Consider the following 25,354-nt stretch of genomic DNA (forward strand, 5'->3'; position numbering starts at 1 on the left):
GTTGCGGAGGACGGAATCCATGAGTGCTTTGATCGTTGAAGGCGGACGGCCGCTGAGCGGCACAGTCCGCGTCCATGGGGCGAAGAACAGCGCCCTTCCCATCCTGGCTGCCGCCATTCTGGCGCCGGGGACCAGTGTGATCCATAACTGCCCGCCCCTGTCCGATGTGACGGCCTCTCTGGAGATCCTGCGCCATCTGGGCTGCCGGGTCACCCAGGAGGGGACCACCGTGACGGTGGACGCCACGGCCCCGGTACGCTGGGACGTTCCCCACGCCCTGATGCGGGAGATGCGCTCCTCCGTGATCTTCCTGGGGGCCATCCTGGGACGGATGGGGGAGGCCGACCTCTCCTTTCCGGGCGGGTGTGAGCTGGGACCCCGTCCCATCGACCTGCACCTCAAGGCCATTCGTACCCTGGGAGGAGAGATCGAGGAGCGGGGCGGACGCCTGTACTGCCGGGGCGCGCTGAAGGGCCGGGAAGTGATCTTTGCCCGTCCCAGCGTAGGGGCCACCGAGAACGCCATGCTGGCGGCGGTGGCGGCGCCCGGGACCACCATTTTGTGCAACGCGGCCCGGGAGCCGGAGATCGTGGATCTCCAGGGCTTCCTCACGGCCATGGGCGCCAGCGTGCGGGGCGCTGGGACCTCTATGGTGGTGATTGAGGGCGGCCGGCCCCTGCACGGCGGGGAATATACCGTCATGGGGGACCGGATCGTGGCCTGTACATATCTGGCGGCGGCTGCGGCGGCCGGAGGCGAAGTGACGGTGACCGGAGTGGACCCCCGGCACATCTCCACCGTGACGTCGGTCCTGGCGGAGGCGGGCTGCCGGGTGGTCAGCCAGCGGGATGCCGTCTGCCTGAGCAGCGACGCCCCCCTCTTTGGGAGCCGCCCCATCCATACCGCCCCCTATCCCGGCTTTCCCACCGACGCCCAACCCCCGCTGATGGCGGCCCTCTGCAAGGGAAAGGGGACTACCCTCTTCGTGGAGAATATTTTTGAGAGCCGGTACCGCCATGTGGACGAATTGGCCCGGATGGGAGCCGATATCCGAGTGGAGGGCCGGGTGGCCGTGGTGTGCGGCGTGCCCGAGCTCCACGGCGCGGCCGTGGAGGCCGCCGATCTGCGGGGCGGAGCCGCGCTGGTGGTGGCCGCTCTGGCGGCCGAGGGACGCAGTGTCATCACGGGTCTCAAGCACCTGGACCGGGGCTATTGGCACCTGGAAGAGACCCTGGGCGAACTGGGGGCCCAGATCACCCGCGGCGGAGCGGAAGAGGAGTCCGAGCCGTCCGCATCGGTCGGCCGGTAGCAGACCGGAACGGGAGATCCCCGGGAGTGGACGATGCTCCCGGGGCGGGGCTTACCAAGGAGAAGAACAGCGGAGGACAGACAAATGGCGGCGAGAAGAAAACGACGGGGAAGGCGCAGACGGGGACGCTTCGGCATCCTCTATAAAGTGCTGTCCTTTTTTCTCATCCTGGCTGCCATCGTCACGGGCTGTATCGTCTTTTTCCGGGTCAATGAGATCGTGGTGGTGGGGGAGACCCGCTATTCCGAGGCGGAGATCATCGCCGCTACCGGCGTGGAACAGGGGGAAAACCTCTTCCAGCTCAACAAGTTCGACATGGCCCACAAGGTATTGACACAGCTTCCCTATGTGGATGAAATCACCATCAGCCGCAAGCTGCCCGATACGCTGGTGCTCAAGGTGACCGAGAGCACTCCGGTGGCCGTACTGGAGAGCGGAGGGAACTGGTGGCTGCTGGATGTACGCGGAAAACTGCTGGAGCAGGGAGATGCCTCCCTGGCCCAGGGACGGGCGGTGCTGACCGGACTCGACCCGCTCTCCCCGGCGGTGGGAGGCAAGCTGGCCGTGGGCGAGGAGCAGCAAAAGAAGCTGGAGAGCCTTATGGCCCTCTTCAATGCCCTCCAGGCCAGAGGAATGGCCGGACAGGTGACCGAGTTTATCGACCTGACCGCGGAGAATGTGGTGCGGTTTGGCTACGGGGGGACCCTCACGGTGGAGATGCCCCTCTTTGACGACTTCGGAAGCCAGACCTGGCGGCTCCAGCGGGCGCTGGAAGAATTGAGCGCCCGAAACGGAACGGTGAGCGGTACGCTGCACCTCCCCTCCGAGGGAAACAAGGCCTGGCTGCTGGCCCAGCGCTGGATGCCGGGGGATGAGACGGAGAGCTCCTCCACCGGGGAGGAGAGCACGGCCTCGCCCTCGCCCAGCCCAAGCCCCGCGCCGGAGGCTTAAATCAGCTTGTCCCCAACGGTCGGGGTAGAAGGAGGAAAATATGCCAAAGAGACGCAAACGCGGAGAGTTCGCGGTGGTGGCGGCCTTTGCCGTCCTGGGATTTCTGCTGGCGGTCCAGCTCAAGAGCGTCAAGCTCAATACGGCGCTGGACGCCACCAGTGCCGGCCGTCTGGAGACCCTTCAGGAGCTCTATAACGATCTGACCACTGAGCGGGACGGATTGAAGAGCCGTCTGGAGGAGACGCAGAAGGAGCTGGAGCAGTACCGGGACGCGGCGGTCTCCGGAGAGAGCAGTGCCGCCCTCAAGGCGGAGGTGGAGTACCTGTCCATGGTGGCGGGGCTGACCGACGTGGAGGGACCGGGGGTGTCCGTCATCTTGAGCGACTCCAAGGCGGAAAACACCACCGGGGATGAGGCCGACTATCTCATCCATGACAGCGACCTGCTCTCGGTCATCAACGAGCTGCGGGACGCGGGGGCCCAGGCCATCTCCTTCAATGGAGAGCGCATCCTCTCCACCAGTGAGGTCCGCTGTGCCGGCTCGGTGGTCATGGTCAACGGAAAGCGCTTTGCCGCCCCCTTCATCATCTATGCCATCGGCGATCCCACCACCCTCTACAACGCGCTGACCATGCGGGGCGGCGTGGTGGATGTGCTCAGCCAGTGGAAGATCAACGTCACGGTACAGATGAGTGAAAAGCTCCTGATCGAGAAGTATACCGGGACCATCCCCACCGATTATCTGAGTACCCCCACGGCCACCGGGGAAGAAGGGAGTGAGGGCTGATGCTGAAACTGGAATTCATCGGCCTCGCGGTGGGCCTTCTGCTGGGGTGGCTGTGCCCCTGGACCTTCCCGGCCTCCTCCTCCCTCTATGTGGCGGCAGGTCTGCTGGGTGCGCTGGACTCGGCCTTCGGAGGCTGCAATGCCCGCATCAAGGGTCACTTCAAACTGGGAATCTTTCTCTCCGGAGCCATTGGAAATACCCTCATCGCGGTCTTTCTGGCCTGGCTGGGACAGAAGATGGGGATCCCCCTCTATCTGGCGGCCGTGGTGGTGTTCGGCACCCGCATGTTCCAAAACTTTGCAGAAATCCGGCGTGAGCTATTGACCAACAGGCAAAAGAGCGATAAAATAAACCAAGATATTGATTCTGAGCCGTTCGACGGCACTAAATAGCAGATTTTTACTTTGATAGAGTCGAATTGTTTTACTTAGGAGGAGCAGATATGCCATTTGGACTGGATACCGGGCCGGACAGCGTAGTTACCATTAAGGTAATCGGTGTAGGCGGCGGCGGAAATAACGTGGTAAACCGGATGATCGAGACCGGTATGGAGGGCGTTGACTTCATTGCGGCCAATACGGACAAGCCCTTTCTGGATGTGTCCCGCGCCACCTACAAGGTGCAGCTGGGCGAGAAGCTGACCGGCGGCCGGGGCGCAGGTGCCGATCCCGAGAAGGGCCGCAAGGCCGCGGAGGAGAGCCGGGCCCAGATCTCCAAGACGCTGGAGAATACCGACATGGTGTTCATCACCGCCGGTATGGGCGGCGGTACGGGTACCGGCGCCGCTCCCATCGTGGCCGACGTGGCCAAGGAGATGGGTATCCTCACCGTGGGCGTGGTGACCAAGCCCTTCAACTTTGAGGGCCGCCGCCGCATGATGCAGGCGGAAAAGGGCATCGAGGACCTGCGGGACAAGGTGGACAGCCTGGTCATCATCCCCAATGAGCGTCTGAAATACGCCACCGACCAGAAGATCACCTTCCTCAACGCCTTCCAGATCGCGGACGACGTGCTCCGCCAGGCGGTGCAGTCCATCTCCGACCTCATCAAGAAGACCGGCCTCATCAACCTGGACTTTGCCGATGTGTCCGCCGTTATGAAGGACGCCGGCATGGCCCACATGGGCGTGGGCCGGGCCGCCGGCAAGAACAAGGCCGAGGAGGCCGCCAAGATGGCCATTTCCAGCCCCCTGCTGGAGACCTCCATCGACGGGGCCAAGGGCGTGCTCATCAACTTCACCGGTTCCATGGACATGAGCCTGGAGGAAGTGGACGCCGCCGCCGGTCTGGTCAGCCAGGCCGTCCATCCCGACGCCAACATCATCTTCGGTACTACCTTCGATGAGAACATGGAGGATGAGATCCGGATCACCGTGATCGCCACCGGTTTCGAGGACAACTACCCCGGCGCCCTCTCCAACAAGCCCTTCTCCGCTCCGGAGAAGAAGGAGGAGTCCGCCCCGGTGAGCGCCGCTCCGGTGTCTCAGAGCGTGTCTTCTTCCGTGTCCAGCGCGCCGGCTCCTGCGGCCGGTGAGAGCACCGGTATGACCGATGACGGCTGGGACGATATCTTCAAGATCTTTAATCAGAAGCACTGATTCTGCCATGCGGCCCCGGTGATCCGGGGCCGCATTTTTTGTCCTTGCATTCGGGCGCGGCGGGAGGTATAATGAAGCGTACGGGACAGGCGGACATGCCGTCCCCATGGCAAGGTGACCGGTTTTGTTCGGCCGGTCCCTTCGCGGAGTGAGATCCGCAGATCAGCTTGGCCAGCGAAGGAGTGATATGCGCCGTGAGCAGCGACCCTTGGAGTCGAAAACGGAACAACGAGATCCAACCAGCGGCGCGCAGAGCCTGAGCCGGAGCCTTTTTTCCGTGCTGTCTGTGCAGCCGTGGTATTCTTGCGCTTATCCGGGTGCAGGAAACGAAACGAAAACACAGACGCGCGGGTGAATTTGTCTGTTGATACAGACCCCATCCGCCGGGAAAGGCGTGATTTTTTTGCTCTCGATCCACAAGACCATTGACGGGAAAATGACAAAGCTGGATACCATCCAGGACGGATGCTGGGTCAATCTGACCTATCCCAGCGAGGACGAACTCAACACGGTGGCTGCCACGCTGGGCGTGGAACCCACCTTCCTCCGGGCCGCGCTGGATGAGGAGGAGACCTCCCGTATCGACACGGAGGACGGGCAGACCCTCCTGATTATCGACGTGCCCGCCGTAGAGAAGGACGACGCGGTGGTGTACTCCACCCTCCCTCTGGGCATCATCGTCACGGAGAAGCACATCATCACCGTCTGCCTGAAGGAATCCTCCATCATCAAGGACTTCCAGGACGGTCTGGTGCGCAATGCCGAGACCCAGAAGCGGACCAGCTTTATCCTCTATATGCTGCTGCGGGTGGCCAAGCGCTTCCTCCAGTACCTCAAGCAGATCGACAAGATCTACAACTACATGGAGCGGCAGCTCTACAAATCCCAGCGGAACAAGGAGCTGATCCAGCTGCTGGATTTGGAAAAGTCACTGGTCTACTTCAATACCTCTCTGAAGGCCAACGAGGTCACCCTGGAGAAGATCCTCCGCGGACGGATCATCACCCTCTACGAGGAGGATCACGACCTGCTGGAGGACGTGCTCATCGAGGTGCGCCAGGCCATCGAGATGGCCAACATCTACTCCTCCATCATCTCGGGTATGATGGACGCCTTTGCCAGCGTCATCTCCAACAACCTGAACGTCATCATGAAGGTACTCACCTCCATTACCATTCTGCTGACGGTACCCAATATCGTCTTCAGCTTCTACGGCATGAATATCGAGGGGAGCGGATTGCCGCTGGCGCAGTTCTGGTGGTTCCCCCTGACTGTCACCGCGGTCATTATCGGCATCGTGGCGGTCATTCTGAAAAAGCGGGATCTCTTCTGATTGGATAAGAAAAAAGAACGGTCACAGAAAAGGACATTTGCCTTTTCTGTGACCGTTTTTCTTATCCCAGACCGGGGAGAAGCAGATAGAGGATGCCCCCCAGTACGCCGCAGCCCAGCATGACCACAACCGGGTCACACTTCCAGCGGCGCAGCACGGCGAAGGCTCCCACGAAGAGTCCTATCGCCACAAGATCGGGAAGGACGGGCGCAAAGCCCTCCGTTCCCCAAAAGGCGGTTATGACCAGAGAGAGTCCCGCCGAGGCGATGAGGGACACGATGGCCGGACGCAGGCCGTACAGGGCCCCCTGGATGGCGGTGAGACTCCGGTACCGGTAGTAGACCCAGGCCAGCAGGGAGACAATGACGCAGGAGGGAAAGACGCACCCCAGCGTAGCCACAATGGCCCCCAGGGGCCCGGCGATCTGGGTGCCCACAAAGGTGGCTGCATTGATAGCAATGGGCCCCGGGGTCATCTGGGAGATGGTGATGAGATCGGTGAGCTCCGCCATATCCAGCCAGTGGTGGACGTCCACCACCTGGGTCTGGATGAGGGGAAGGGCGGCATATCCTCCGCCGAAGCTGAAGAGTCCGATCTGGAGAAAGCTGAAAAAGAGCTGGATCAGGATCAAGGCGAACCCTCCTTCCGGCGCTGGGCGGCAAAGGTGGCAGTGATGCCCAGAAGCGCGCAGACCAGAAGGATCCAGGCCACATTGAGCCCGTCCCAGAGCAGGGTCACCAGAAAGGAGCCCGCCATGATGGCGGTGGGAAGCCATTCCCGCCGCCGCAGGATGTCCCCGCCCATGTCCACCACCACACTGGCGATGACGGCGGACACACCGGCCTGCATCCCCTTGAGGACGGCGGCCACCACCCGGTTTTCCCGGAAGGCGGTGTAAAAGAGCGAGACCACCGACAAGATGAGAAAGGGCGGCAGAATGGTCCCAAGGATGGAGAGGGCGGCCCCCAGCGGCCCGCCCACCCGGTACCCCAGCAGGATGGCGGCGTTGACCGCGATGGGGCCGGGCGCGGACTGGGCGATGGCGGTGAGGTCCAGCATCTCCTGCTCCTCCAGCCAGTGGAGCTGGTCCACAAACTTCTGCTTCATCAGGGGAACAATGACATAGCCCCCGCCGAAGGTAAAGGCGCTGAGCAGAAAGGTGGAGGAGAACAGACGGAAATAGAGTGTGTGGTCCCGCTTCAAAACAGGAAACGCCTCCTTTTGCACTGTGCTTGCCGGGAAAGGGGAGTGGACAGCCCGTCAGGGACGGGTGGCCACTGCTTCGGCCACCCGCACTCCGTCCACGGCGGCCGACATGATGCCGCCGGCGTATCCCGCGCCCTCCCCGCAGGGGTAGAGCCCCCGCAGGCCGGTGGACTGGAGATCCTCCCCCCGCAGGATGCGCACGGGGGAGGAGGAGCGGGTCTCCACACCGGTGAGGACGGCGTCCGGGGCGGCAAAGCCATGCACCTTCCGGTCAAAAATGGGGAGGGCCTCCCGCAGGGTGTCGGTCACATAGGCCGGGAGACAGCGGGTGAGGTCGCTCCAGGTGACCCCGGGGCGGTAGGTGGGCTGCACCTGACCGGGCCCCTGGGAGGGGCGTCCCGCCAGGAAATCGCCCACGGTCTGCGCGGGGGCGTGGAAGAGGGGGGCGTCTTCCTGCCAGCGAGGGGCCGCGCCGCCCGTCCCCAGCTCCCAGGCCGCCTGCTCCCAGGCCTCCTGGAAGCGGACCCCGGCCAGGGGATCGTCCCCGGGGAAATCCTCGGGCCCCACACCCACCAGGAAGCCGCCGTTGATGTTCTCCCCGTCCCGGGCCCGATGGCTCATGCCGTTGGTGACCACCTGGCCGTAGTCCGAGGCGGCGGCCACCACCTCTCCGCCGGGGCAGACACAGAAGGTGAAGGCACTGCGCCCCGAGGGAAGGTGACAGGAGAGCTTGTAGTCGGCCGGAGGTAGGTCCTTCCAGTAGTCCCCGAACTGGGCGGCGCTGATGTCCCGCTGCCGGTGCTCGATGCGCACGCCGATGGCAAAGTTCTTCTGCTCCATGGGCAGATCCATGGCGTGGAGCATGGCGAAGGTGTCCCGGGCCGAGTGGCCGGGGGCCAGGATGAGGGAATCGCAGGGGAGGTCATAATTGCCCGTGTCGGTGGTGACGGTGATGGAACGGACCGCTCCCTCCTCCGTGTGAATGGCGGTGAGCTGGCTCTCAAAGCGCACGTCACAGCCCAGGCGGATGAGCTCCAGCCGGATGGTTTTGACCACCTGGCGGAGCACGTCGGTGCCGATGTGGGGCTTGTGGCTCCAGGCCACGTCGGCGGGCGCGCCCGCCCCCACCAGGGTGTCCAGCACGGTGCCGATGCGGCTGTCATGGGTGCCGGTGGTGAGCTTGCCATCCGAGAAGGTGCCCGCGCCCCCCTCCCCGAACTGCACGTTGGAGGTGCGGGAGAGGGCGCCGGTGCGCCAGAAATGCTCCACATCCGCGGCGCGCTGGTCCACGTCCCGGCCCCGCTCCAGCACGATGCAGGGGATTCCGGCCCGGGCCAGATAGAGGGCGGCAAAGAGTCCGGCCGGCCCCATCCCCACCACCACCGGCGGCAGGGAGGAGCGGCGCAGCACCGGCGGGAAGCGGTAGGGCTTCCGCTCTACCTTGGAGACCTGCTTGGACTTGCAGCGGCTGAGGACCTTCTCCTCCCGGTCCACCGCCACCTGGACGGTGCAGACCAGATGGACGTCGTTCTTTTTCCGGGCGTCGATGGACTGGCGGATGAGCCGGAGCTCCCCGATGTCCTCGGGGCGCAGATTCAGGACGCGGGCGGCGCGCTTGCGCAGCTGTTCCTCCCCGCCGCCCACGGGGAGGGAGAGATTGCTGATCTGTATCATGGGACAGAGTCCTTACAGGGCGGCGGCGGTGTCCAGGGCCACCTCCATCATGGCGGTGAAGGCAGTCTGCCGCTCAGCGGCGGAGGCGCTGGCGCCGGTGAGGAGTTCATCGGAGACCGTGAACATGGCCAGGGCCTGTTTTCCGGCCCGGGCGGCGTTGCAGTAGAGGGCGTTGGCCTCCATCTCGATGGCCAGGACGCCCATCTTCCGCCAGTCCTCCACGGGGGAGACATCGTCATAGAACACATCGGCCGAGAGCACGTTGCCTACCACGCAGTGGAGATCCTTCCGGGCGGCGGCAATGGCCTCCGCGGTCTTGAGCAGGGGGAAGGAGGCGGTGGAGGCAAAGAGGCCGGGCAGGTGGTACTGGGCGGCGAAATTGGAGGTGGTGCAGGCACCCATGGCCATGACCAGGTCGCCCACCTTCAGGTCCTCCCGGATGGAGCCGGTGGTGCCGATGCGGATGATATTCTCCACATCGTAGAAGTGGTAGAGCTCATAGGAGTAGATGCCCATGGAGGGGCAGCCCATGCCGCTGCCCTGGACGGAGACCGGGACGCCCTTGTACTTGCCGGTGAAGCCCAGCATGCCGCGCACGCCGTTGACCTGCACGGCGTCGGTGAGGAAGGTCTCGGCAATGAATTTGGCCCGGAGGGGGTCGCCGGGCATGAGAACGGTCTTGGCGTAAGCGCCGCGCTCGGCTTCGATATGGGGAGTGGACATAGTGAGATCCTCCTTGTCAGTGAGTGTATGATTTGGGAGAAGTAGGAAAAAACAGACATCCCCACGGCCGGACTGGGACCGCGGGGATGCTGCGATGCAAGAAATTTACTTGCCGACGATCTCGGCGGTGTCGCGGGCGATCATGAGCTCCTCGTTGGTGGGGATGAGCAGGACCTTGACCTTGGAGTCGGCGGCGGAGATGACAGCCTCCTTGCCGCGGACGTTGTTGGCCTCGGCGTCCATCTTCACGCCCATGAACTCCAGACCGGAGGCGATGGCCATACGGGTGGCGGCGTCGTTCTCGCCCACGCCGGCGGTGAAGATGATGGCGTCCACCCCGCCCATGGCGGCGGCATAAGCGCCCACGAACTTGCGCACGCTGTACTGGAAGGCCTCCAGAGCCAGAGCGGCACGCTGGTTGCCCTGAGCAGCAGCCTCTTCCAGGTCACGGAAGTCGGAGGACACACCGGAAATGCCCTGCACGCCGGACTTCTTGTTCAGAACGGTGAGCATCTCCTTGATGTCCATGTTGTACTTGTTCATCAGGTACTCCAGGATGCCGGCATCCAGATCGCCGGAACGGGTACCCATGGGCACGCCGGCCAGGGGGGTGAAGCCCATGGTGGTGTCCACGCTCTTGCCGCCGTCGATGGCGGTGATGGAAGAGCCGTTGCCCAGGTGGCAGGAGATCAGCTTGAGCTCCTCAGGCTTCTTGCCCAGCATAGCGGCGGCACGGCCGGCCACGTACTTGTGAGAGGTGCCGTGGAAGCCGTAGCGGCGGACCTTGTCGTTCTCATAGTACTCGTAGGGCAGAGCGTAGATGTAGCTCTTGGCGGGCATGGTCTGATGGAAAGCGGTGTCGAACACGGCGACCATGGGCACGCCGGGCATGACCTTCTCGCAGGCCTTGATGCCGGTGATGTTGGCGGGGTTGTGCAGAGGAGCCAGGGGGATGCACTCCTCCAGAGCGGCCATCACGGCCTCGTCGATCTTGACGGAGGAGGCGAACTTCTCGCCGCCGTGGACCACGCGATGGCCCACCGCCTCGATCTCGCTCATGCTCTTGATGACGCCGTGCTCCGCGCTGGTCAGAGCGTCCAGAACGGCCTGGATGGCCTCGGCGTGGGTGGGCATGGCGATCTCAAACACGTGCTTGGCGCCGGTGGCGGGGATCTTGTGGGTCAGACGGCCGTCGATGCCGATGCGCTCACACAGACCCTGAGCCAGGACCTCCTCCGTGCTGGGATCCAGCAGCTGATACTTCAGGGAGGAGCTGCCCGCGTTGATAACAAGAACCTTCATGACACATAACTCTCCTTTATTTTGGGTTCCCCGGCTTGTGTGCCGGGGGGAAGGTATTGTAGAATAGAGCTGTAACATATGTATTTTAGCGTATTTTTCTGGAAAGAACAACCCCGCTTTGCCCCATGTGATAGGATTTTTTTCAAGGAGGCCCCTTTTTATGCGCGCAGTTGGAATAGTAGCCGAATATAACCCCTTTCACACGGGACACGCCTGGCATATTGCCCAGACCCGCCGCCGTCTGGGCGGGGAGCGGGCCATCGTGTGCGCCATGAGCGGGCACTGGGTCCAGCGGGGAGAGTGTGCGCTGACCGACAAATGGCGCCGGGCGGAGCTGGCCCTGCGGGGGGGCGCCGACCTGGTGCTGGAGCTCCCCACCCTGTGGGCCTGCGCCTCGGCGGAGGCCTTTGCCCGGGGGGCGGTGGAGGTGCTGGCCGGGACGGGAGTGGTGGATACCCTCTCCTTCGGCAGCGAGAGCGGGGAGTTGGAGTCCCTCCGGGCGGCGGCCGACTGCCTGAACCGGGAGGAGTACCACCGGGAGGTGCGCCGTCTGGCGGGGACGGGGATGGCCTTTCCGGCGGCCCGGCAGGCGGCGGCTGCCGCGCTGCTGGAGGAACAGGGGCGGCCGGACGGGGCGGACTGCCTGGCCCGGCCCAACGACAACCTGGGGATCGAGTACCTCCGCTTTCTCCCGGCCGGGTGGGAGGCCATGACCGTGCAGCGGCAGGGCGTGGCCCATGACGGCGGGGCGGCGGAGGGCTTTGCCTCGGCGTCCCATCTGCGGCAGCTGCTGCGGGCAGGAGAGGGCGGGGCGGCAGAGCCCTTTCTCACCCAGCCCTGGCAGGGAAACCTGGCCGACGGAGCGCGGTGCGAGCGCCTGGTGCTGGACCGTCTGCGTACCATGGAGGAGGGAGACTGGGCCCTCCTCCCCGACAGCGGGGCCAGAGAGGGTCTGCCCGAGCGGCTGGTGCGCTGCGGCCGGGCGGCGGGCACGGTGGAGGAATTTTTGACCCTGGCCAAGACCCGGCGCTATACCCACGCCCGGCTGCGGCGGATGGTGACCTGGGCCTTTCTGGGTCTGACCGCCCGGGACCGGCCCGTGCATGTGCCCTATCTGCGGGTGCTGGGCTTCAACGACCGGGGCAGGGCGCTGCTGGCCGAGATGAAGGAAAAGGCCACTCTCCCCATCCTCACGAAACCGGCCCACGCACGGGCGCTTTCCCCGGAGGGGCGGGCCCTCTTCGCACTGGAGAGCCGGTGTACCGACCGCTTCGGACTGTGCCTGGAGGCGGTCCCGCCCTGTGGGGAGGAGTGGCGGCACAGCCCGGTGGTCCTGCGGGAAACAGAATACAGCGTCATTCCATAGACAAGAAATGGGTCCGTTCCCTCCAGGGGAACGGACCCATTTGTTTATCACTGGATATGCACGTGGTTGTTGATGTGCTCTTTGCAGTAGCAGTAGTAGCCGTTGCACTTGGAGCAGTAGCGGAACTCCAGATCGGGGTAGTCCGTGTCGGTCTTGCCGCACACGGCGCACTTGTGGATGTACCCCTTTTTCTGCTGGGCCTGCTGCGTGGCCTTCTTAAAATTGACGGTCTGAGCCGAGGCCTGATGGCGGCGCCGGGCATTGGCACGGCGGAACAGGCGGCTGATATCCGACCAGAAGAAAATGGCGTAGTTGACCCAGGCGGCGATCAGCATGGGCAGCAGAACGGGGAGCAGAATGGGCAGGAACACCCGGTTCATGCTGACGATGTTCCACACCTGAAGGAAGACATAGAAGCCAGCCAGCCACTTGGCCTTGACGGGCAGAATGAAGTACACCCGGATCTGAGCGTCGGGATAGAGGGTGGCAAAGGCCAGAAACAGGGTCTCATGGACCGAACCGAGGCTGATCATATAGCCCATGGTGCCGCCGGTCCAGAAATAGGTGACGATGCTGGCCAGGAAGGTGAGTACCGCGCCGCAGAGATAGAACAGGGTGAATTTGGCGGTTCCCCAGCTCTCTTCCATGGTATTGCCCAGGAAGTAATAGAAGAACATGGCGACCACGAACCAGATCGGCCTGGAGGCCTCGGGCACAAAGATAAAGGTGACCAGGCGCCAGAGCTGAAGATTCAGAATGGCGGCCCCAAAATCCAGTCCCAGCAGGGCGCTGGCCATACCGCTGGAGAACATGTCCAGCACATAGACGATGACGTTGCCGAAGATGATATAGTTGATGAGATGGGGGATCCCGAACCGCGGATGTTTGTAGCAGAAGCGGTCCAGCCAAGTGTCGATCGAACGCAAACGAATACCTCCCAAACAGTATTGTCCAGAGTCTACCCTATCCTAGCAGGGTGAAACGGAAAAATCCAGAACAATTTGTAAATATTTCAGTCCTACTTCAAAACCTTTCGGATGACCTGCTTCATCTGGGGGGTGAGGACCTTGGAGGCCATGCGGTAGGGCAGCGGGGGCTGGGAGAGGAACTGGGCCGCGGTCTTTTCAAAGGGACGGGTGCGGAAGGAGGCAAAGAAGGCGGCTCGTTTGGGGCTGGGCACGCTGGGGGAAGCCAGACGGGGATTGCCCGCCACTGCCTCGGAGAGGGGGCGCTCCACCTGGCCGAACCGGTCGGCCAGGGCGGCAAAACGCTCCTCCGCCTTGCCCGAGTTGATCAGCACCAGAGAGATGCCCTTGCTCCGGTCGGTAGGCAGCTCCAGCTTGGGGTCCAGGCCCCAGAAATCGCCCAGGGTGAAGTCGGCCGGACGGTGGGTGTTGGTATAGGCGCACTGGGCGCAGCAGGGACGCAGGAAGAGTCCCATGCCGAAGCCCCGGCCGAAGGTGGTGCGATAGAGCACCTCAGTCCAGTGACTGCCGTCCAAGAACTCCGCGGTGAGGTGGGCGGTCTGCCAGCCGTGCTCCTTGTCCCGGAAGCGCAGGCCCGTGACCTGCTTGCCGTGGGTGTGCTCCAGCTCCTCCACAAAGGCGCGGAGGACGGCGGGGGAGGGTACGCCGTGACACACCAGATCCACGGTGGTGAGCTGGGGGTAGTCCCGGCCCAGATAGCGGTTCAAACCGTCCACCTGGCAGGCAAGGCCCGAGAAGAGCACGGGCGTTCCCTGCTCCAGAAGGTCCTTGATCTGGCGGAAGGTGTCGCCCAGGTCGCTCTGGGCGTATTTGGAGCCCCGCATGGGGGCCAGTTCCGCCTCGGTGCGGGCGGGGACATGGCGCACGATGCGGCCCTGCTCCAGCACGGCCCCGAAGACCACGCCCCCCCGCTGGAAGGTGTCCCGGGCCAGAACGGTGAAGAAGCCGCCGGAGGTGCTCTTCTGCCGCACGGCCTCCTCCTTGCACCAGACGGCGTGGACCGGATCGGGCTGAGCGTCGCTGTCGGCGGCGGGACGGGGATGCAGGCCGGGGCAGACTCCCTCGCACTTCCGGCAGAGCACACAGGCGTCGGATACCACGGGGCGGAGGAAGCCCTCGTGATCGGGCTGCATGGAGATGGCGTTCACCGGGCAGACCGAGGCGCAGGCAGTACACCCGGTGCAGGCCGCCGGGGCGCACAGGGTGGGCCGGTTGGCGGGTGCGGTGGGCTCATCCGTCTGCTCGGTGGGAATGGGGGTGCCCTCAATGGCGGCCTTCAGATAGGCCAGACAGTCGCTGCGGGCCTCGGTGAGCTTTTCGTGGACATGGTCGTAGTCGATGGGGGCGTCCACGGGGGCGGTGGTCGCCATGCCGATGACCCGGTCGGCGCAGCCCAGCCGGGAGAGAAGGCTGTAAATGCGGGAGAAGGTGGGGTTGGCCCGCTCCTTGGGGGACATGGAGGTGAAGAAGGGGCGGTCGAACTGGAGGGAGAAGACCGAGCCATGGAAGGAGTTGGTACACACGCAGGCGGCATGCTGGAAGAGGCCCAGGAACTCCCGGGGACCGGCGTCAAAGACCAGCTCCTTCACACCGGGGAGCTTCCGCCGGGCGCCGGCCAGCTGCACGATGGGCCAGCCGGTGCGCTCGGCCAGGGCCTGGACATAGGGAGCCACCTCTCCGGGATCGGAGACAAAATAGCACAGGATGTAGGGGCCCTGGATCTTGGGGGCCACGGCCAGCTCGCCCCACTGCTCGCCGGTGAGGAGCAGGGTGGGGTCCAGCACCAGCCGGGCATCCCGTCCGGCGACCTCTTTCATGAGCACCTGTCCCCGCTTCTCCCGGGCGGAGAGGGCGTCAAAGCTGGAGAGGTAGTGCCGGAACTGGGCGTCATAGGGGGGCGGAAGGGTGGGGGTGGCCAGACTGGGCGCGTAGGAGATCTTCCGGCCCTCCCGGACAAAGTCCAGCAGGAAGGCGGGCTCAAACTGCTTGTCCGCGTAGATGAAGGGGTTCCAGATCTGGTCGCTGCCCGCCACATAGACATCATAGGCGGGCGGATCGTTTTTCAGCTCCTGAAAGGAGGTGTAACGGCGGGGACTCAGATTCATCTGCTCCTCCACAAAGGCATTGAAGCGGTCATAGCGGGCCTTAAAGGCGCCGTAGTGGAGGGCGGTGTGGGCGTCGGAGGCCAGTGCGCGCACCGAGGCCGAGCGCTTGAAGAGCTCATTGGTGCGTGTGGTGTGGGGCAGACGGAAGTCGATGATCTCGCAGTCGTGGCCCAGGCCCTGAATGGCCCGCATGGTGGCGTAGGCCTGAAGCTGAGCCCCGTAATGGTGGGCAAAATGGAAGGTGATAAGACCTGTTTTCATAATCAAGGGTCACTCCTGTATTATTTTCCACGGCATTTAGCTCTCTATTATACCATATACCTATCATACCCTTCAAGACAAATCGGGAAACCGGTGGGAAGAGGAGAATCGGGAAGAAAGAGTGGACAAACCGGGTGGTTGACGGTAAAATAAAGAGCGTGGGTTTCTGTCCACATCAATCAAGAAAGAAAAGGAGGGTCCTTTTTATGATGAAGGTCCTCTATCTGCTCAACTTTGCCGGGAAGGCCGGCACCGAGCGGTATGTAGAGACGCTGGTCCGCTATCTGAACCACACCCGGGTGGAGGCCTATTTCGCCTACAACGAGGGCGGGCTCCTGGTGGAGCGTCTGGAGGAGATGGGCGTGCCCTGCCGCCGGGTGGAGATGCGCCGCCGCTTTGACTTCAAGGCGGCCAAAGAGCTGGCCGAGCTGTGCCGGGAGTGGGAGATCGACCTGGTCCACTGCCACTACCTGCGGGAGCACTACACCGCCCTGCTGGCCAAGAAGTACAACCCCCATATCCGGGTGGTATACACCAACCACTTCGTGCTGGCCAACGATGCCCTGACCCGCCTGTCCAACCGCTGGATGGACAAGCGGCAGGATCAGATGATCGCCGTGTGCAACAAGGGAAAGGAACAGCTCATCGCCAACGGCTGGTCTGGGGATCGGATCCAGGTGATCTTCAACTCGGTGGACCCGGCGGCATGGGCCGGGGACCGGTCGGAGTCCACCCTGCGGCAGGAGCTGGGCATCCCGGAGGACCGGTTTGTGATGCTCTGCGCCTCCCGTTTTGCCGAGGACAAGGGGCACAAATACCTCATCGACTCCCTCAAGCGGCTGACCACCATCACGGCGGTGCCCTTCACCATGGTACTGGCGGGAGACGGCCCTCTGCTGGAGCCCTCCAAGGCCCAGGTGAAGGAACTGGGTCTGGAGGAGCAGGTGAAGTTCATCGGCTTCCGCAAGGACATCAAGAACCTCTACAAGGGCTCGGACCTGTATGTGAACGCCTCGGAGCACGAGGCCCTGTCCTATCTCATCATCGAGGCCATGGCGGCGGGACTGCCCGTCATCGCCACCGATATGGGCGGCAACCGGGACATCGTCAACGACGAGGCCGGCTGCGGCGCACTGGTGCGGTATGACGATCCGGTCTCCATGTCGGAGGCCATGAAGCGCCTGATGGAGGATCCGGGCCTGCTGGCGCGGTGCCGCGAGGGGGCGCTGCGGACCATCGACGAGAAGTTCGAGATCCACAAGTGGATGGAAAAGACCTATGCCGTCTATGAGGCCGCACGGAAACGCTGAAAAAGGAGAATCCCATGTCAATTGCAGAAAACAGTATTTTGCTGCGCTTCCTTTTGGGGATCTGGCAGGTCCTTGCCGGGGCCTGGGGGGAGAGCGCTGTGGGGCGGGTGTTTGCCCGGATGGGCCGGGCCATCTGCCGCTGGGTGCAGGGAAGCGCCCTGTGCCAGTTCGTCTGGCGGGAGGGCACCCTGCCCAAAAGCTGGCGGGAGAGTGTATCCTGCTCTCTCTTCACCCTGATTTTAAATCTGCCCTGTACCCTGGTCCGGTGGATCTACCGGGTGGGGAAGGGTGTGTGGGACGGAAGCCTGGTCTTCCGTGCCCTCTCCGCCATGGGCGGGGCCAGCTTCTTCCTGATGGGCCTCTTCCTGCTGGTGATGCTGATCGCCCCCCACCAGATCTGGAACAATGCCTACGGCCTGCTGGGCGCGGTGGGTGTGACCGCCCTCTTTGTGGTGGGGAGCGCATCCCGGCCCAAGCATCATCTGGAGAGCGCCATCTTCGGGCCCTATATGCTCTTCTATCTCATGTGCATCGGCTGCGCGCTGGTGGCCAGTCTGTCCACCCGCCTGTCCATGCGCTTCTTCTCGTTCCATGTGATCTCCTTCCTCATCGTGGTGCTGGTGGTCAGCTCGGTGAAGCGGTATGAGCAGCTCCGGCTGATGGTGGCGCTGGCGGTGGCCGGAATCACGGTGGCCGCCCTGTACGGCTGCTATCAGGGCTATGTGGGCGTGGAGATCGTGGCCTCCCAGCAGGATATGACCGTCAACTACGGCATGCCCGGGCGGGTCTACTCCTTCTTTGATAACCCCAATAACTTCGCCGAGCTTCTGGTCATGCTCATCCCGCTGGATCTGGGAATTCTGATGGCCGCCAAGACCTGGCGTGGAAAACTCTGGTCCTTTGTGGCGCTGCTGCCCTGTTTGGCGGCCATCGGCCTGACCTACTCCCGCTCGGGCTGGATCGGTCTGGCCCTGGCGGTGTGCGTGTTCATCGCCCTGGAGAACTGGCGACTGGTGCCGGTGATGCTGGTGGCCGGCCTGTGCGCCATCCCCTTCCTGCCGGAGACCATCTATAACCGGATCCTCACCATCGGCAATATGAAGGATTCCTCCACCCGGTACCGCTTTGCCATCTACGACGCGGCCCGGGATCTGATGAACGACTACTGGTACAAGGGCGTGGGCCTGGGCTCCGACGTGATGAAGCAGGCCTTCCACGCTTACCCGGCCATGTTTGATGGAAGCTTCCCCATCCATACCCACAACAACTACCTTCAGATGTGGGGCGAGACTGGAATCTGGGGCTTTTTGAGCTATCTGGCTGTGCTGGCCTACACCCTCAAGACCGGTGTGAAGCAGTACTATCAGACCATGGACAAGCGAGTGCGCCATATGCTGGCCGCCGCACTGGGAGCCTTCTGCGGGATTCTGGTGATCGGCTTTGCCGAGTACACCTGGTTCTATCCCCGGAATATGTTTATCTACTGGTTCCTGGTGGGTGTCATCATGGCCTGCGTAAAGCTCTCCCGGATGCCCCGCCGGGAGGAAAACTGAACAGAGTGCAAGAGAGCGGGCCGTCTGCCGGAAAGCAGACGGCCCGCTCTTTGTTCTTATACCGGTGCGGAAGGTTGCTCGGTTTCGGCCGCCGGAATGCTCCGGGGCGTGCCGCGCCGGCGCCGGAAGAGGAGCAGGCCGCCGGCCAGCAGAAGAAGGACGCCCCCGCCGCAGCCGATCAGCAGGGGGAGGGAGGGACCCGGCTTCACGGCCAGAAGGAGGGAACCGGAGGAGGGCGCAGAACAGACCAGATAGCTGCCGTCCACGGTGGTATCCAGCTCGGTCAGTGCTCCGTCCTCCATGAGGAAGACCCGGGCGGAGGGATCCTCACTGCGCAGGCGCAGTGTGACCTGAGAGGGGACCTCCGCGTCGGGATCGGTGATGTCGTAGGAAGTGCTGTCCAGCACCTTGAGGCCGGAGGGGAGCAGGGCGGCGTCACAGCTCCAGTCGGCAATGCTCAGACGGGCTGCAGGTGAAAAGCTGCCCTCGGCCAGGAGCAGGGGCTGTGTGCCGCCCGAGGAGATGGTGGTGGTCCAGTTGTCATAGACCGCATGGACCGTGACGCTGCGGCGGAGATTGACCTGGGGGAAGTCCTCCCAGGTGCCGTAGCGCCCTTCCCAGACGGGGACGTCAGGGATATCTGAGGGGTCTATGCTGCCGCCGTATTCCACAGGAATGGAGCGGATCACCGTTCCGTTGGAGACAAAGGAGACCTGGAAATCCAGAAAATCGGCGGGCAGATCGGGCAGTGCGGAGAAGGCCTCGTAGGAGAGCCCTTCGGCCTGGCCGGTGTAGCTCATGCCGTCCACGCCTCCCAGCTCTTCCTGGAGGAAGTAATTCTCAGAGACCGTGCCGTCGGCGGTCCCGGCCACGGCGCCCAGCTGTTCGCCGGAACTGTCGATGACGGTCATGGCGAGACAGCCGGAGATGTCCCGGCCCTCGCCGGCGATCCCGCCCAGGGCGTCGCCGCCCTTCAGCTCGGCCTGGGCGGCACAGTCCCGGATGACCGAGCGGGAGAGCCCGGCGATCCCGCCGGCCTGTCCGGCGTCATCCGTCTCCACGCGGCTGCGGCTGACGCACTGGAGGATGGCGCCTACCTCGCACCGGCCAACAATGCCGCCGGCCGAGTCCTTTTTAGCGGTGATATCTCCGTCGTTGCGGCAGCCCAGAACGGTGGCGGTGAGCAGGACTGTGGTGTCCACCAGGACCTGCTCATCCTCCAGGTCCAGATCCTGCTCCGGGTCCTCCCCCAGCTCCAGGGAGACCATTCCGGCAATTCCGCCCACATTGGCATCGGCCTGGATGACACCGGTATTGGTACAGGTGCTGATTCGGCCCGGACCGGTGTCCGCATGGTCGGCGGAGATGTCCTCCACCGTCTTTTTCGGCTGATCGGTCAGCGCCCGGATGGCGGCCCGGGCCACATCCAGCTGGGTGAGGATGGCGGTCGTGGTGGTGTGGACGTCCTGATTGACCGAGGAGGCGCCGCTGGTCATCTTCTCCACCTGGTCGTGGATCAGGGAGAGCTGGACATCAATGTCGTCGGCCGCACTCTGTCCCTTGTCGCTGGCGGTGTCCCAATAGGCTTTGAGGGTGTCAGAGATGAGATCGGTCTGGGTGCTCACCGTATGGAGGGAGTCACTGGCGGACTGCCCATAGGCGGAAGCGCTCTTCCGCAGGGCATCGGTGGCCTTGTCCAGGGCGGAGAGAGCGGCATCGGCATCGTCCCAGTCCTCCTGAAGGTCATCGCTGGTGTCCTGATAGATGCGGTTGAGGGAAGAGCTGAGGCTCTTGCTGATGGAGGCGATGTTGCCGATGGCAGTGCGGATACCGTCCAGATGGCCGCGGATGTCCACGCTCTGGATGGCATCGGCTGCCTCCCGCAGGGCGGCGAGCTTTTCACTCAGCGAGCCATCCCCGCTGACGATGCGCGCCACATCTTTCACAAAGTTCTGGAGCTGCTCCAAATCGCGGTGGAGGGCGTCCAGATTGCCGCCGATCCCCTGGTCCACCTCCCGCTGGATGCGGGAGATGTCGCCTTCCAGGGTGTCAAAGGCGTCGGTAAGACCGGCATCGGCATCTCCCGCCAGGTGATCGGCCGCGGTGCGCAGGTCCGAGATGGATTTGTCCATGGCGCTGAGCTGCCGCTCGGCGTCGGCCCGGAAGGAGTCGGTGCAGTCCAGCAGGAGGTCCAGGGCCTGGCCCATGGACTGTGAGGCAGTATAGATGGTCTGGATGGCGGCATCCGCGTCTTCCAGTCCCTCGGTACCGGCGGCATGTGTCCGATCCCGGATGGCGTCCATGGCGTCGCTGATGGCCTGGGTGTCCTGGGCGGCGTCTCCAGCAGCGCTACTGAGCTGGTCAGAGAGGGTCTGCATCTGCCCGGAGAGGTTGGAGAGGGCCGCGTCCAGCTCCTCCATGGGGTCCGTCCCGAAAGAGAGCTCCACATGGGGCTCCAGCTGTCCCACGATGCCGCCCACATCCTTGCGGCCGAAGATGCTCCCCGTGTTGCGGCAGGAGACCACCGCTCCGCTCTGGAGCCCCACGATGCCGCCGGTGTTGTAGCCCAGATGGGGGTATCCCAGGTCGGCGTCATTTTCACAGAACTGGATGGTGCCCGTGGAACGGCCGGCGATGCCGCCGGTGTTGCTGGGTGCGCTGGCTTCGCCGTCCTGGTTGACGGGACCGTGGTTCACACAGTGCTCCACGAGCCCGTCGTTGTGCCCGACGATGCCGCCGGCGTCGGCGGAGGCCTTTACCTCGGCCTGGTTGGTGCAGCCGCGGATCACGCCGCCGGCCTCGTTGATGCCGGCCAGTCCGCCCACCCGGCTCTCACCCTCCACCTGGCCGGAGACGGTGCAGTTAGCAAGTGTGCCGCGATTCTGTCCAACCAGAATTCCCACATCGGAGCGGGAGCCATCGGGGGCGAGGACGGCGTCCTCCACCGTCAGATCGGAGACCACCGCGCCCGCCTCGATGCGGCGGAACAGGCCGGCCTGGGAGCCCTGCTGGGTGTGGTAAAAGTGGGTGATCTTGTGGCCGTTTCCGTGGAAGGTACCACAGAAGACCGGGATGGAGGTAAATCCGCTGCCCGAGAGATCCAAATCGGTCTGAAGCTCCACGGTCAGCCCTTTGGAATAGGCGTCGCTCTGGCAGGACTGAGCAAAGTCTAGAAAATCGGTGATGCTGGAGATGGAAATGGTATCCCCGGCAGCCCAGGCGGGAGGGAGCAGACTCAGGCAGAGGACCAGGGAGAGCAGCGCCGCCGCGGAACGTTTAAGGATGGTCTTCATGGTCTTCCTCCTGTAAGAGATCGGGTTTCTGGTAATGGCTCTCGATGAGGGCGTCCACACTGCCGTGGAGCACGCCCTTGAACTCACCGTCGATGAAGCCGGAGACATGGCCCCGGACATGGCCGTCCAGGCGCATGGTGCCCTGGTTGAAGCGCTGCTTCCGGTCCCGGTTGAGGGTGATGGCGGTGCGCTCAATGAGGGCGTCACCCAGCAGCAGGAGCTGGGGCAGGACGGTCATGACCAGCAGGATGGAGGTGAGAGTACCCCGTCCGAGGGCCAGCCCCACCGAGCCGATGGTGGCGTCCGTGGAGATATTGCCGATGAGGAAGCCGGCCACCGACATGACGCTGCCCGAGGTGAGTACCGTGGGGAAGCTCTGGTTCAGGGCCTGGACCACCGCCTCCCTGCGGTCCATCCGGGTCTTGAGATCCAGATAGCGGTTGGTGATGACGATGGCGTAGTCGATGGTGGCGCCCATCTGAATGGAGGAGACCACCAGATAGCTGAGGAAGAACATGTTGGTCCCCGTGAGAGCGGGGAAGGAGAAGTTGATCCAGATCGAGCCCTGGATGGTCAGCACCAGCAGGATGGGAAGTCCGGCGGACTTGAAAGTAAAGAGCAGGATGACCATGACGAACAGGGCGGTCAAAATGCTGATCTTCAGGTTGTCGCCGGAGAAGGAGCTGGAGAGGTCGAAGGCGTTGGTGGAGTTGCCCACCAGCACCACATCGTCACCGTAGTGGGCTTTGGCGATGGTGCGGATTTGATCCAGCAGGGCATAGGTCTCTTCGCCCTCCTGGGGGAGATCGGCCACAAAGACCAGGCGGGACCAGTGTTCGCCCCGCAGCTGCTTGAGCCCGGCGTCCAGCGTCTCCTGGAGGTCCTCCACCTCCCGGGCCTGCTCTCCGCTCAGGGAGACCACGCCCTTGTCCTTCTGTTCCAGCAGGAACTCAAAGACGTCCACCAGGGGGGCTGTGTATTGGTCCACGTCCTGGAAGATGGCCCCGTATTCCTCGTTGGAGAGGCCGTAGGCCTGATAGAGGAGCCGGGCCAGCTCCACATCCACGCCGGCCAGCTCTGCAAACTGACGGGGGGTGAGCTGGTCGGTCAGATAAGTACCGTCCTCCACCTCGATATTGGCAAGGCCCGTGGCCGAGGTGATGTTGGGGAGGGCTTCCACCTGCCGGAGGACCTGGCCCTCCTTCTCGTAGTCGCCCCGGGGGACCAGAAGGGCGATGGTATTGGTCTGGCCAAAGGTGTCGGCCACCTTCTCGTCGGCAATGCGCCACTCCGGCTTGTTGTCAAAGTCGGTGTCCGTGTCGATAAAGACATAGTCGCAGCCATTGGAGAGGACCGCACAGACGATCACCACCACCAGGAAGATGGGGGGAAGCAGAAAACGCAGCTTGACCACGCCCTGGCCCCAGAAGGTGATCTTGGGAACCAGATTCCGGTGCCGGGTGCGCTCGATGGGGGTATGGAAGAGCATCAGCAGACCGGGCATGAGCAGGAAGACGCACAGCATGCTGCATACGATGCCCTTGGCCAGGACGATGCCCATATCAAAGCCGATGCGCAGCTGCATGAGCATCAGGGCCACCAGACCGGAAATGGTGGTGAGGCTGGAGGATGAGATCTCCACAATGGCCTTGGAGAGGGCGGTGATGTCGGCCTCCCGGGCGTCCAGTCCGTTGTCCCGCTCCTCCATATAGCGGTGGCAGAAGATGATGGCGTAGTCAATGGCCAGCGCCAGCTGAAGCACGATCGCAATGGAGTTTGTGATAAAGGAGATGGTGCCGAAGATGAAGTTGGTCCCCATATTCAGCACGGCGGCCACGGCAAAGACAATGAGGTAAACGGGGACCTCCATATAGCTCTTGGAGGTGAAGGTCAGCACGATCACGATGACGGCCGCCGCGATGAGCAGAATGACCGACATCTCCTTCTGGAGGCTGACCGAAATATCCCGGCCCACCGTGGTGGAGGGATAGGCGTCATAGCCCTCCAGAAGGGTATTGATGGCCTCCATGGCGGCTACGGTATCGGGGTCGGTCTCCTCCCCGTCAAAAGTGACGGAGAAGAGGGCGGAGGAGTCCTTGTAGTGCTCCTCTGTGTGATCAAAGACCACCTCGGAGACCCCTTCAATCTGAGAAATATGCTGTGAGAGGGCGTCTGCCTGCTCAAAGGTGATGTTGGACACCATGACATTTGCGGTGCCCAGGGTGACGAACTCCTCCTCCATGATGGTGAGGCCCCGGCGGGTCTCGGTGTCGGCGGGGAGATAGGAGGTGATGTCATTGTTGATCTGCACCTTGTTGATGGAAGCAGCACAGAAGATGCTGGCCGCCAGAAAGACCAGATAGAGCGCCTTGCGCTTGTCTACGATGAAGCGGGCGAGCTTGATGAGGAAGGTTTCACTGTTTTTACTCTGAGACATCGGTCAGCCTTTCTCCGCACAGACGGACCGGCCGGGCAGAAAGCGGTCCAGATGGCGTACCAGGACCTCTTCGGTCACGGGCATATTGTGCTCCACCCACCAGTAGACGAGGCTCGCCATTGCGCTGGCATAGAAATGGGCCGTGATTTCGGGATTCAGATCGCCCAAAATACCTTGAAAAGAGGGCTGAGTCAGATGTTGGGACATGCGCTGAGACAGGGTGGATTCCAGCGCCAGTGCGCCGAAGTGATCCTGCGTGCCCAGTCCCACCTGGAACAGGCTGCGGTGCTGGCTGAGGAAGACCAGCGCGCTGTGGGCCACGGCCAGGAAGAAGTCGTGCGGAGAGAGGGAGGGAGAGGCTGCCGAGATCTCAAATTCCTGGAGGATGCTTTCGATGGTATAGTGCAGCAGCGCCTGTTTATCCTCAAAATGGGCATAGAAGGTCGTGCGGTGGACCATGGCGCGCTGGCAGATGTCCACCACGGAGAGGGAGGAGAAGGATTGCTCCTCCAGCAGTGCGACCAGGGCCTGCACCAGCAGGTGCCGGGTACGTTTTTGCCGCAGGTCCTCCTTGGAACGGCGGATTGTTTGCGTCATAGGGATGCTCCTTTCCGGTGTGCCTGGGATGGTGTGAGATAGCATAGCACGCAAAACAACACATGTCAAGATAAACAACGAATGTAGATTATCTTATCAAACGGATGGGAAAATAGCAAATTATGTGCCAACTCATAAATGGGAATTGAAATATGTAGAGGGCCATGCTATACTATGTTGAGAATAGCGCAGGAATCCGGTATATTAGCTGGATTTATTAGGCAAAAAAGCAAGAGAATTGGTAGAGAAAGAGATGCGGTGCCATGGGGCTGCCGCCAAGTGGTGAGATGAATGGAACTGAACCTTGTACAAAAACAGACACAGACGCTCTCTCCCCTGATGATGCAGTCCATGGAGATCCTCCAGATGGGGACACAGGAACTGATGGAATTTGTGGACAAGACCCTTCAGGAGAACCCGGTGCTGGAGCGGGAGGACCGTTTTGACTCGGGGGAAGAGGACGGGGAGCTCCTCCGGCGGAAGCTGGAGTGGCTGGAGAGCAATGACCGACAGAACCGCACCTATTACCAGCAGGATGACGAGGACCGCCCGCTGTAGAATTAC

20 protein-coding genes are annotated in these 25,354 nt (G+C 62.9%); 10 read left to right on the forward strand and 10 right to left on the reverse strand.

The genetic code is table 11. The annotated features are described in order from the left end of the window. The first annotated feature begins 19 nt into the window (after positions 1-19). The 6 genes from murA (at position 20) to GPK94_RS07910 (ending at position 5,977) form a co-directional block, all read left to right on the forward strand. On the forward strand, positions 20-1,309 hold the full coding sequence (murA, locus tag GPK94_RS07885; RefSeq protein WP_215655454.1) for a UDP-N-acetylglucosamine 1-carboxyvinyltransferase: 1,290 nt from the start codon (positions 20-22) through the stop codon (positions 1,307-1,309). 84 nt (positions 1,310-1,393) lie between these two features. Beyond that, complete coding sequence (locus GPK94_RS07890) at positions 1,394-2,260, forward strand: FtsQ-type POTRA domain-containing protein (RefSeq protein ID WP_215655456.1); 867 nt, start codon at positions 1,394-1,396, stop codon at positions 2,258-2,260. A gap of 40 nt (positions 2,261-2,300) precedes the next feature. Further along, the gene (locus GPK94_RS07895) at positions 2,301-3,047 is read left to right on the forward strand and encodes a DUF881 domain-containing protein (protein WP_101693528.1); all 747 of its coding nucleotides are present in this window, start codon (positions 2,301-2,303) and stop codon (positions 3,045-3,047) included. Continuing rightward, positions 3,047-3,439 (forward strand): small basic family protein, encoded by a 393-nt coding sequence (locus tag GPK94_RS07900; protein ID WP_101693527.1) that lies wholly within the window; start codon positions 3,047-3,049, stop codon positions 3,437-3,439. The genes GPK94_RS07895 and GPK94_RS07900 overlap by 1 nt, the downstream gene beginning before the upstream one ends. A 50-nt stretch (positions 3,440-3,489) precedes the next feature. Then, positions 3,490-4,644, forward strand: a complete 1,155-nt coding sequence (gene ftsZ, locus GPK94_RS07905) for a cell division protein FtsZ (protein WP_101693526.1) — start codon at positions 3,490-3,492, stop codon at positions 4,642-4,644. A 403-nt stretch (positions 4,645-5,047) separates the two neighbouring features. Beyond that, the gene (locus GPK94_RS07910) at positions 5,048-5,977 is read left to right on the forward strand and encodes a magnesium transporter CorA family protein (protein ID WP_180956917.1); all 930 of its coding nucleotides are present in this window, start codon (positions 5,048-5,050) and stop codon (positions 5,975-5,977) included. A gap of 61 nt (positions 5,978-6,038) precedes the next feature. Here the strand turns inward: GPK94_RS07910 and GPK94_RS07915 are convergent, their stop codons facing one another. The 5 genes from GPK94_RS07915 to GPK94_RS07935 all read right to left on the reverse strand — a co-directional run bounded on the left by GPK94_RS07915 (position 6,039) and on the right by GPK94_RS07935 (position 10,882). Next, entirely contained in the window at positions 6,039-6,608 is a 570-nt protein-coding gene (locus GPK94_RS07915) for a chromate transporter (RefSeq protein ID WP_215655458.1), read from the reverse strand. Further along, positions 6,605-7,180 carry a chromate transporter gene (locus tag GPK94_RS07920; RefSeq protein WP_101693524.1) on the reverse strand — a complete coding sequence of 192 codons (576 nt, stop codon included), beginning with the start codon at positions 7,178-7,180 and terminating at the stop codon, positions 6,605-6,607. Before GPK94_RS07920 ends, GPK94_RS07915 begins: the two co-directional genes overlap by 4 nt. 57 nt (positions 7,181-7,237) lie before the next feature. Further along, a complete protein-coding gene (locus tag GPK94_RS07925; RefSeq protein WP_215655460.1) occupies positions 7,238-8,857 on the reverse strand; it encodes an FAD-dependent protein in 1,620 nt (539 codons plus the stop codon). Positions 8,858-8,869: 12 nt separating this feature from the next. Next, entirely contained in the window at positions 8,870-9,580 is a 711-nt protein-coding gene (deoD, locus tag GPK94_RS07930; RefSeq protein WP_215655462.1) for a purine-nucleoside phosphorylase, read from the reverse strand. A gap of 105 nt (positions 9,581-9,685) precedes the next feature. After that, on the reverse strand, positions 9,686-10,882 hold the full coding sequence (locus tag GPK94_RS07935) for an acetate kinase (RefSeq protein WP_101693521.1): 1,197 nt from the start codon (positions 10,880-10,882) through the stop codon (positions 9,686-9,688). A 160-nt stretch (positions 10,883-11,042) separates the two neighbouring features. Here GPK94_RS07935 and GPK94_RS07940 point away from each other — a divergent pair, with 160 nt between their 5' ends. Continuing rightward, positions 11,043-12,248: a nucleotidyltransferase family protein gene (locus tag GPK94_RS07940; protein ID WP_215655463.1), complete on the forward strand. Its 1,206-nt coding sequence runs from the start codon at positions 11,043-11,045 to the stop codon at positions 12,246-12,248. A 47-nt stretch (positions 12,249-12,295) separates the two neighbouring features. Here the strand turns inward: GPK94_RS07940 and GPK94_RS07945 are convergent, their stop codons facing one another. Next, positions 12,296-13,174, reverse strand: a complete 879-nt coding sequence (locus tag GPK94_RS07945) for a rhomboid family intramembrane serine protease (protein WP_193537664.1) — start codon at positions 13,172-13,174, stop codon at positions 12,296-12,298. Between the two features lie 92 nt (positions 13,175-13,266). Continuing rightward, positions 13,267-15,600 (reverse strand): polysaccharide pyruvyl transferase family protein, encoded by a 2,334-nt coding sequence (locus GPK94_RS07950; protein ID WP_215655466.1) that lies wholly within the window; start codon positions 15,598-15,600, stop codon positions 13,267-13,269. A gap of 206 nt (positions 15,601-15,806) precedes the next feature. Between GPK94_RS07950 and GPK94_RS07955 the strand changes: the two genes are divergently transcribed. Both GPK94_RS07955 and GPK94_RS07960 read left to right on the forward strand, forming a co-directional pair. After that, positions 15,807-16,910: a glycosyltransferase family 4 protein gene (locus GPK94_RS07955; protein ID WP_101693518.1), complete on the forward strand. Its 1,104-nt coding sequence runs from the start codon at positions 15,807-15,809 to the stop codon at positions 16,908-16,910. Positions 16,911-16,924: 14 nt separating this feature from the next. Then, entirely contained in the window at positions 16,925-18,463 is a 1,539-nt protein-coding gene (locus GPK94_RS07960; RefSeq protein WP_195278315.1) for an O-antigen ligase family protein, read from the forward strand. A 56-nt stretch (positions 18,464-18,519) separates the two neighbouring features. On the opposite strand, the gene GPK94_RS07965 is transcribed toward GPK94_RS07960, so the two are convergent. From GPK94_RS07965 to GPK94_RS07975, 3 genes are read right to left on the reverse strand one after another with little or no spacing between them, the layout of a single operon-like run. Next, on the reverse strand, positions 18,520-21,756 hold the full coding sequence (locus GPK94_RS07965) for a GLUG motif-containing protein (protein WP_215655468.1): 3,237 nt from the start codon (positions 21,754-21,756) through the stop codon (positions 18,520-18,522). Further along, the gene (locus GPK94_RS07970; protein WP_215655470.1) at positions 21,740-24,193 is read right to left on the reverse strand and encodes an MMPL family transporter; all 2,454 of its coding nucleotides are present in this window, start codon (positions 24,191-24,193) and stop codon (positions 21,740-21,742) included. Before GPK94_RS07970 ends, GPK94_RS07965 begins: the two co-directional genes overlap by 17 nt. 3 nt (positions 24,194-24,196) lie before the next feature. Then, complete coding sequence (locus GPK94_RS07975; protein WP_215655472.1) at positions 24,197-24,790, reverse strand: TetR/AcrR family transcriptional regulator; 594 nt, start codon at positions 24,788-24,790, stop codon at positions 24,197-24,199. A 291-nt stretch (positions 24,791-25,081) separates the two neighbouring features. Between GPK94_RS07975 and GPK94_RS16015 the strand changes: the two genes are divergently transcribed. Continuing rightward, the gene (locus GPK94_RS16015; protein ID WP_252192547.1) at positions 25,082-25,348 is read left to right on the forward strand and encodes a hypothetical protein; all 267 of its coding nucleotides are present in this window, start codon (positions 25,082-25,084) and stop codon (positions 25,346-25,348) included. Positions 25,349-25,354: the final 6 nt, after the last annotated feature.

This window comes from Pseudoflavonifractor sp. MCC625 (assembly GCF_018784545.1).
Taxonomy (GTDB): domain Bacteria; phylum Bacillota; class Clostridia; order Oscillospirales; family Oscillospiraceae; genus Pseudoflavonifractor_A; species Pseudoflavonifractor_A gallinarum.

Bases quoted from the DNA above. Each gene is read 5' to 3' on its own strand.
- murA (WP_215655454.1), top strand. From the start codon at position 20: ATGAGTGCTTTGATCGTTGAAGGCGGACGGCCGCTGAGCGGCACAGTC.
- GPK94_RS07890 (WP_215655456.1), top strand. From the start codon at position 1,394: ATGGCGGCGAGAAGAAAACGACGGGGAAGGCGCAGACGGGGACGCTTC.
- GPK94_RS07895 (WP_101693528.1), top strand. From the start codon at position 2,301: ATGCCAAAGAGACGCAAACGCGGAGAGTTCGCGGTGGTGGCGGCCTTT.
- GPK94_RS07900 (WP_101693527.1), top strand. From the start codon at position 3,047: ATGCTGAAACTGGAATTCATCGGCCTCGCGGTGGGCCTTCTGCTGGGG.
- ftsZ (WP_101693526.1), top strand. From the start codon at position 3,490: ATGCCATTTGGACTGGATACCGGGCCGGACAGCGTAGTTACCATTAAG.
- GPK94_RS07925 (WP_215655460.1), bottom strand. From the start codon at position 8,857: ATGATACAGATCAGCAATCTCTCCCTCCCCGTGGGCGGCGGGGAGGAA.
- deoD (WP_215655462.1), bottom strand. From the start codon at position 9,580: ATGTCCACTCCCCATATCGAAGCCGAGCGCGGCGCTTACGCCAAGACC.
- GPK94_RS07935 (WP_101693521.1), bottom strand. From the start codon at position 10,882: ATGAAGGTTCTTGTTATCAACGCGGGCAGCTCCTCCCTGAAGTATCAG.
- GPK94_RS07940 (WP_215655463.1), top strand. From the start codon at position 11,043: ATGCGCGCAGTTGGAATAGTAGCCGAATATAACCCCTTTCACACGGGA.
- GPK94_RS07950 (WP_215655466.1), bottom strand. From the start codon at position 15,600: ATGAAAACAGGTCTTATCACCTTCCATTTTGCCCACCATTACGGGGCT.
- GPK94_RS07955 (WP_101693518.1), top strand. From the start codon at position 15,807: ATGATGAAGGTCCTCTATCTGCTCAACTTTGCCGGGAAGGCCGGCACC.
- GPK94_RS07960 (WP_195278315.1), top strand. From the start codon at position 16,925: ATGTCAATTGCAGAAAACAGTATTTTGCTGCGCTTCCTTTTGGGGATC.
- GPK94_RS07965 (WP_215655468.1), bottom strand. From the start codon at position 21,756: ATGAAGACCATCCTTAAACGTTCCGCGGCGGCGCTGCTCTCCCTGGTC.
- GPK94_RS07970 (WP_215655470.1), bottom strand. From the start codon at position 24,193: ATGTCTCAGAGTAAAAACAGTGAAACCTTCCTCATCAAGCTCGCCCGC.
- GPK94_RS07975 (WP_215655472.1), bottom strand. From the start codon at position 24,790: ATGACGCAAACAATCCGCCGTTCCAAGGAGGACCTGCGGCAAAAACGT.
- GPK94_RS16015 (WP_252192547.1), top strand. From the start codon at position 25,082: ATGGAACTGAACCTTGTACAAAAACAGACACAGACGCTCTCTCCCCTG.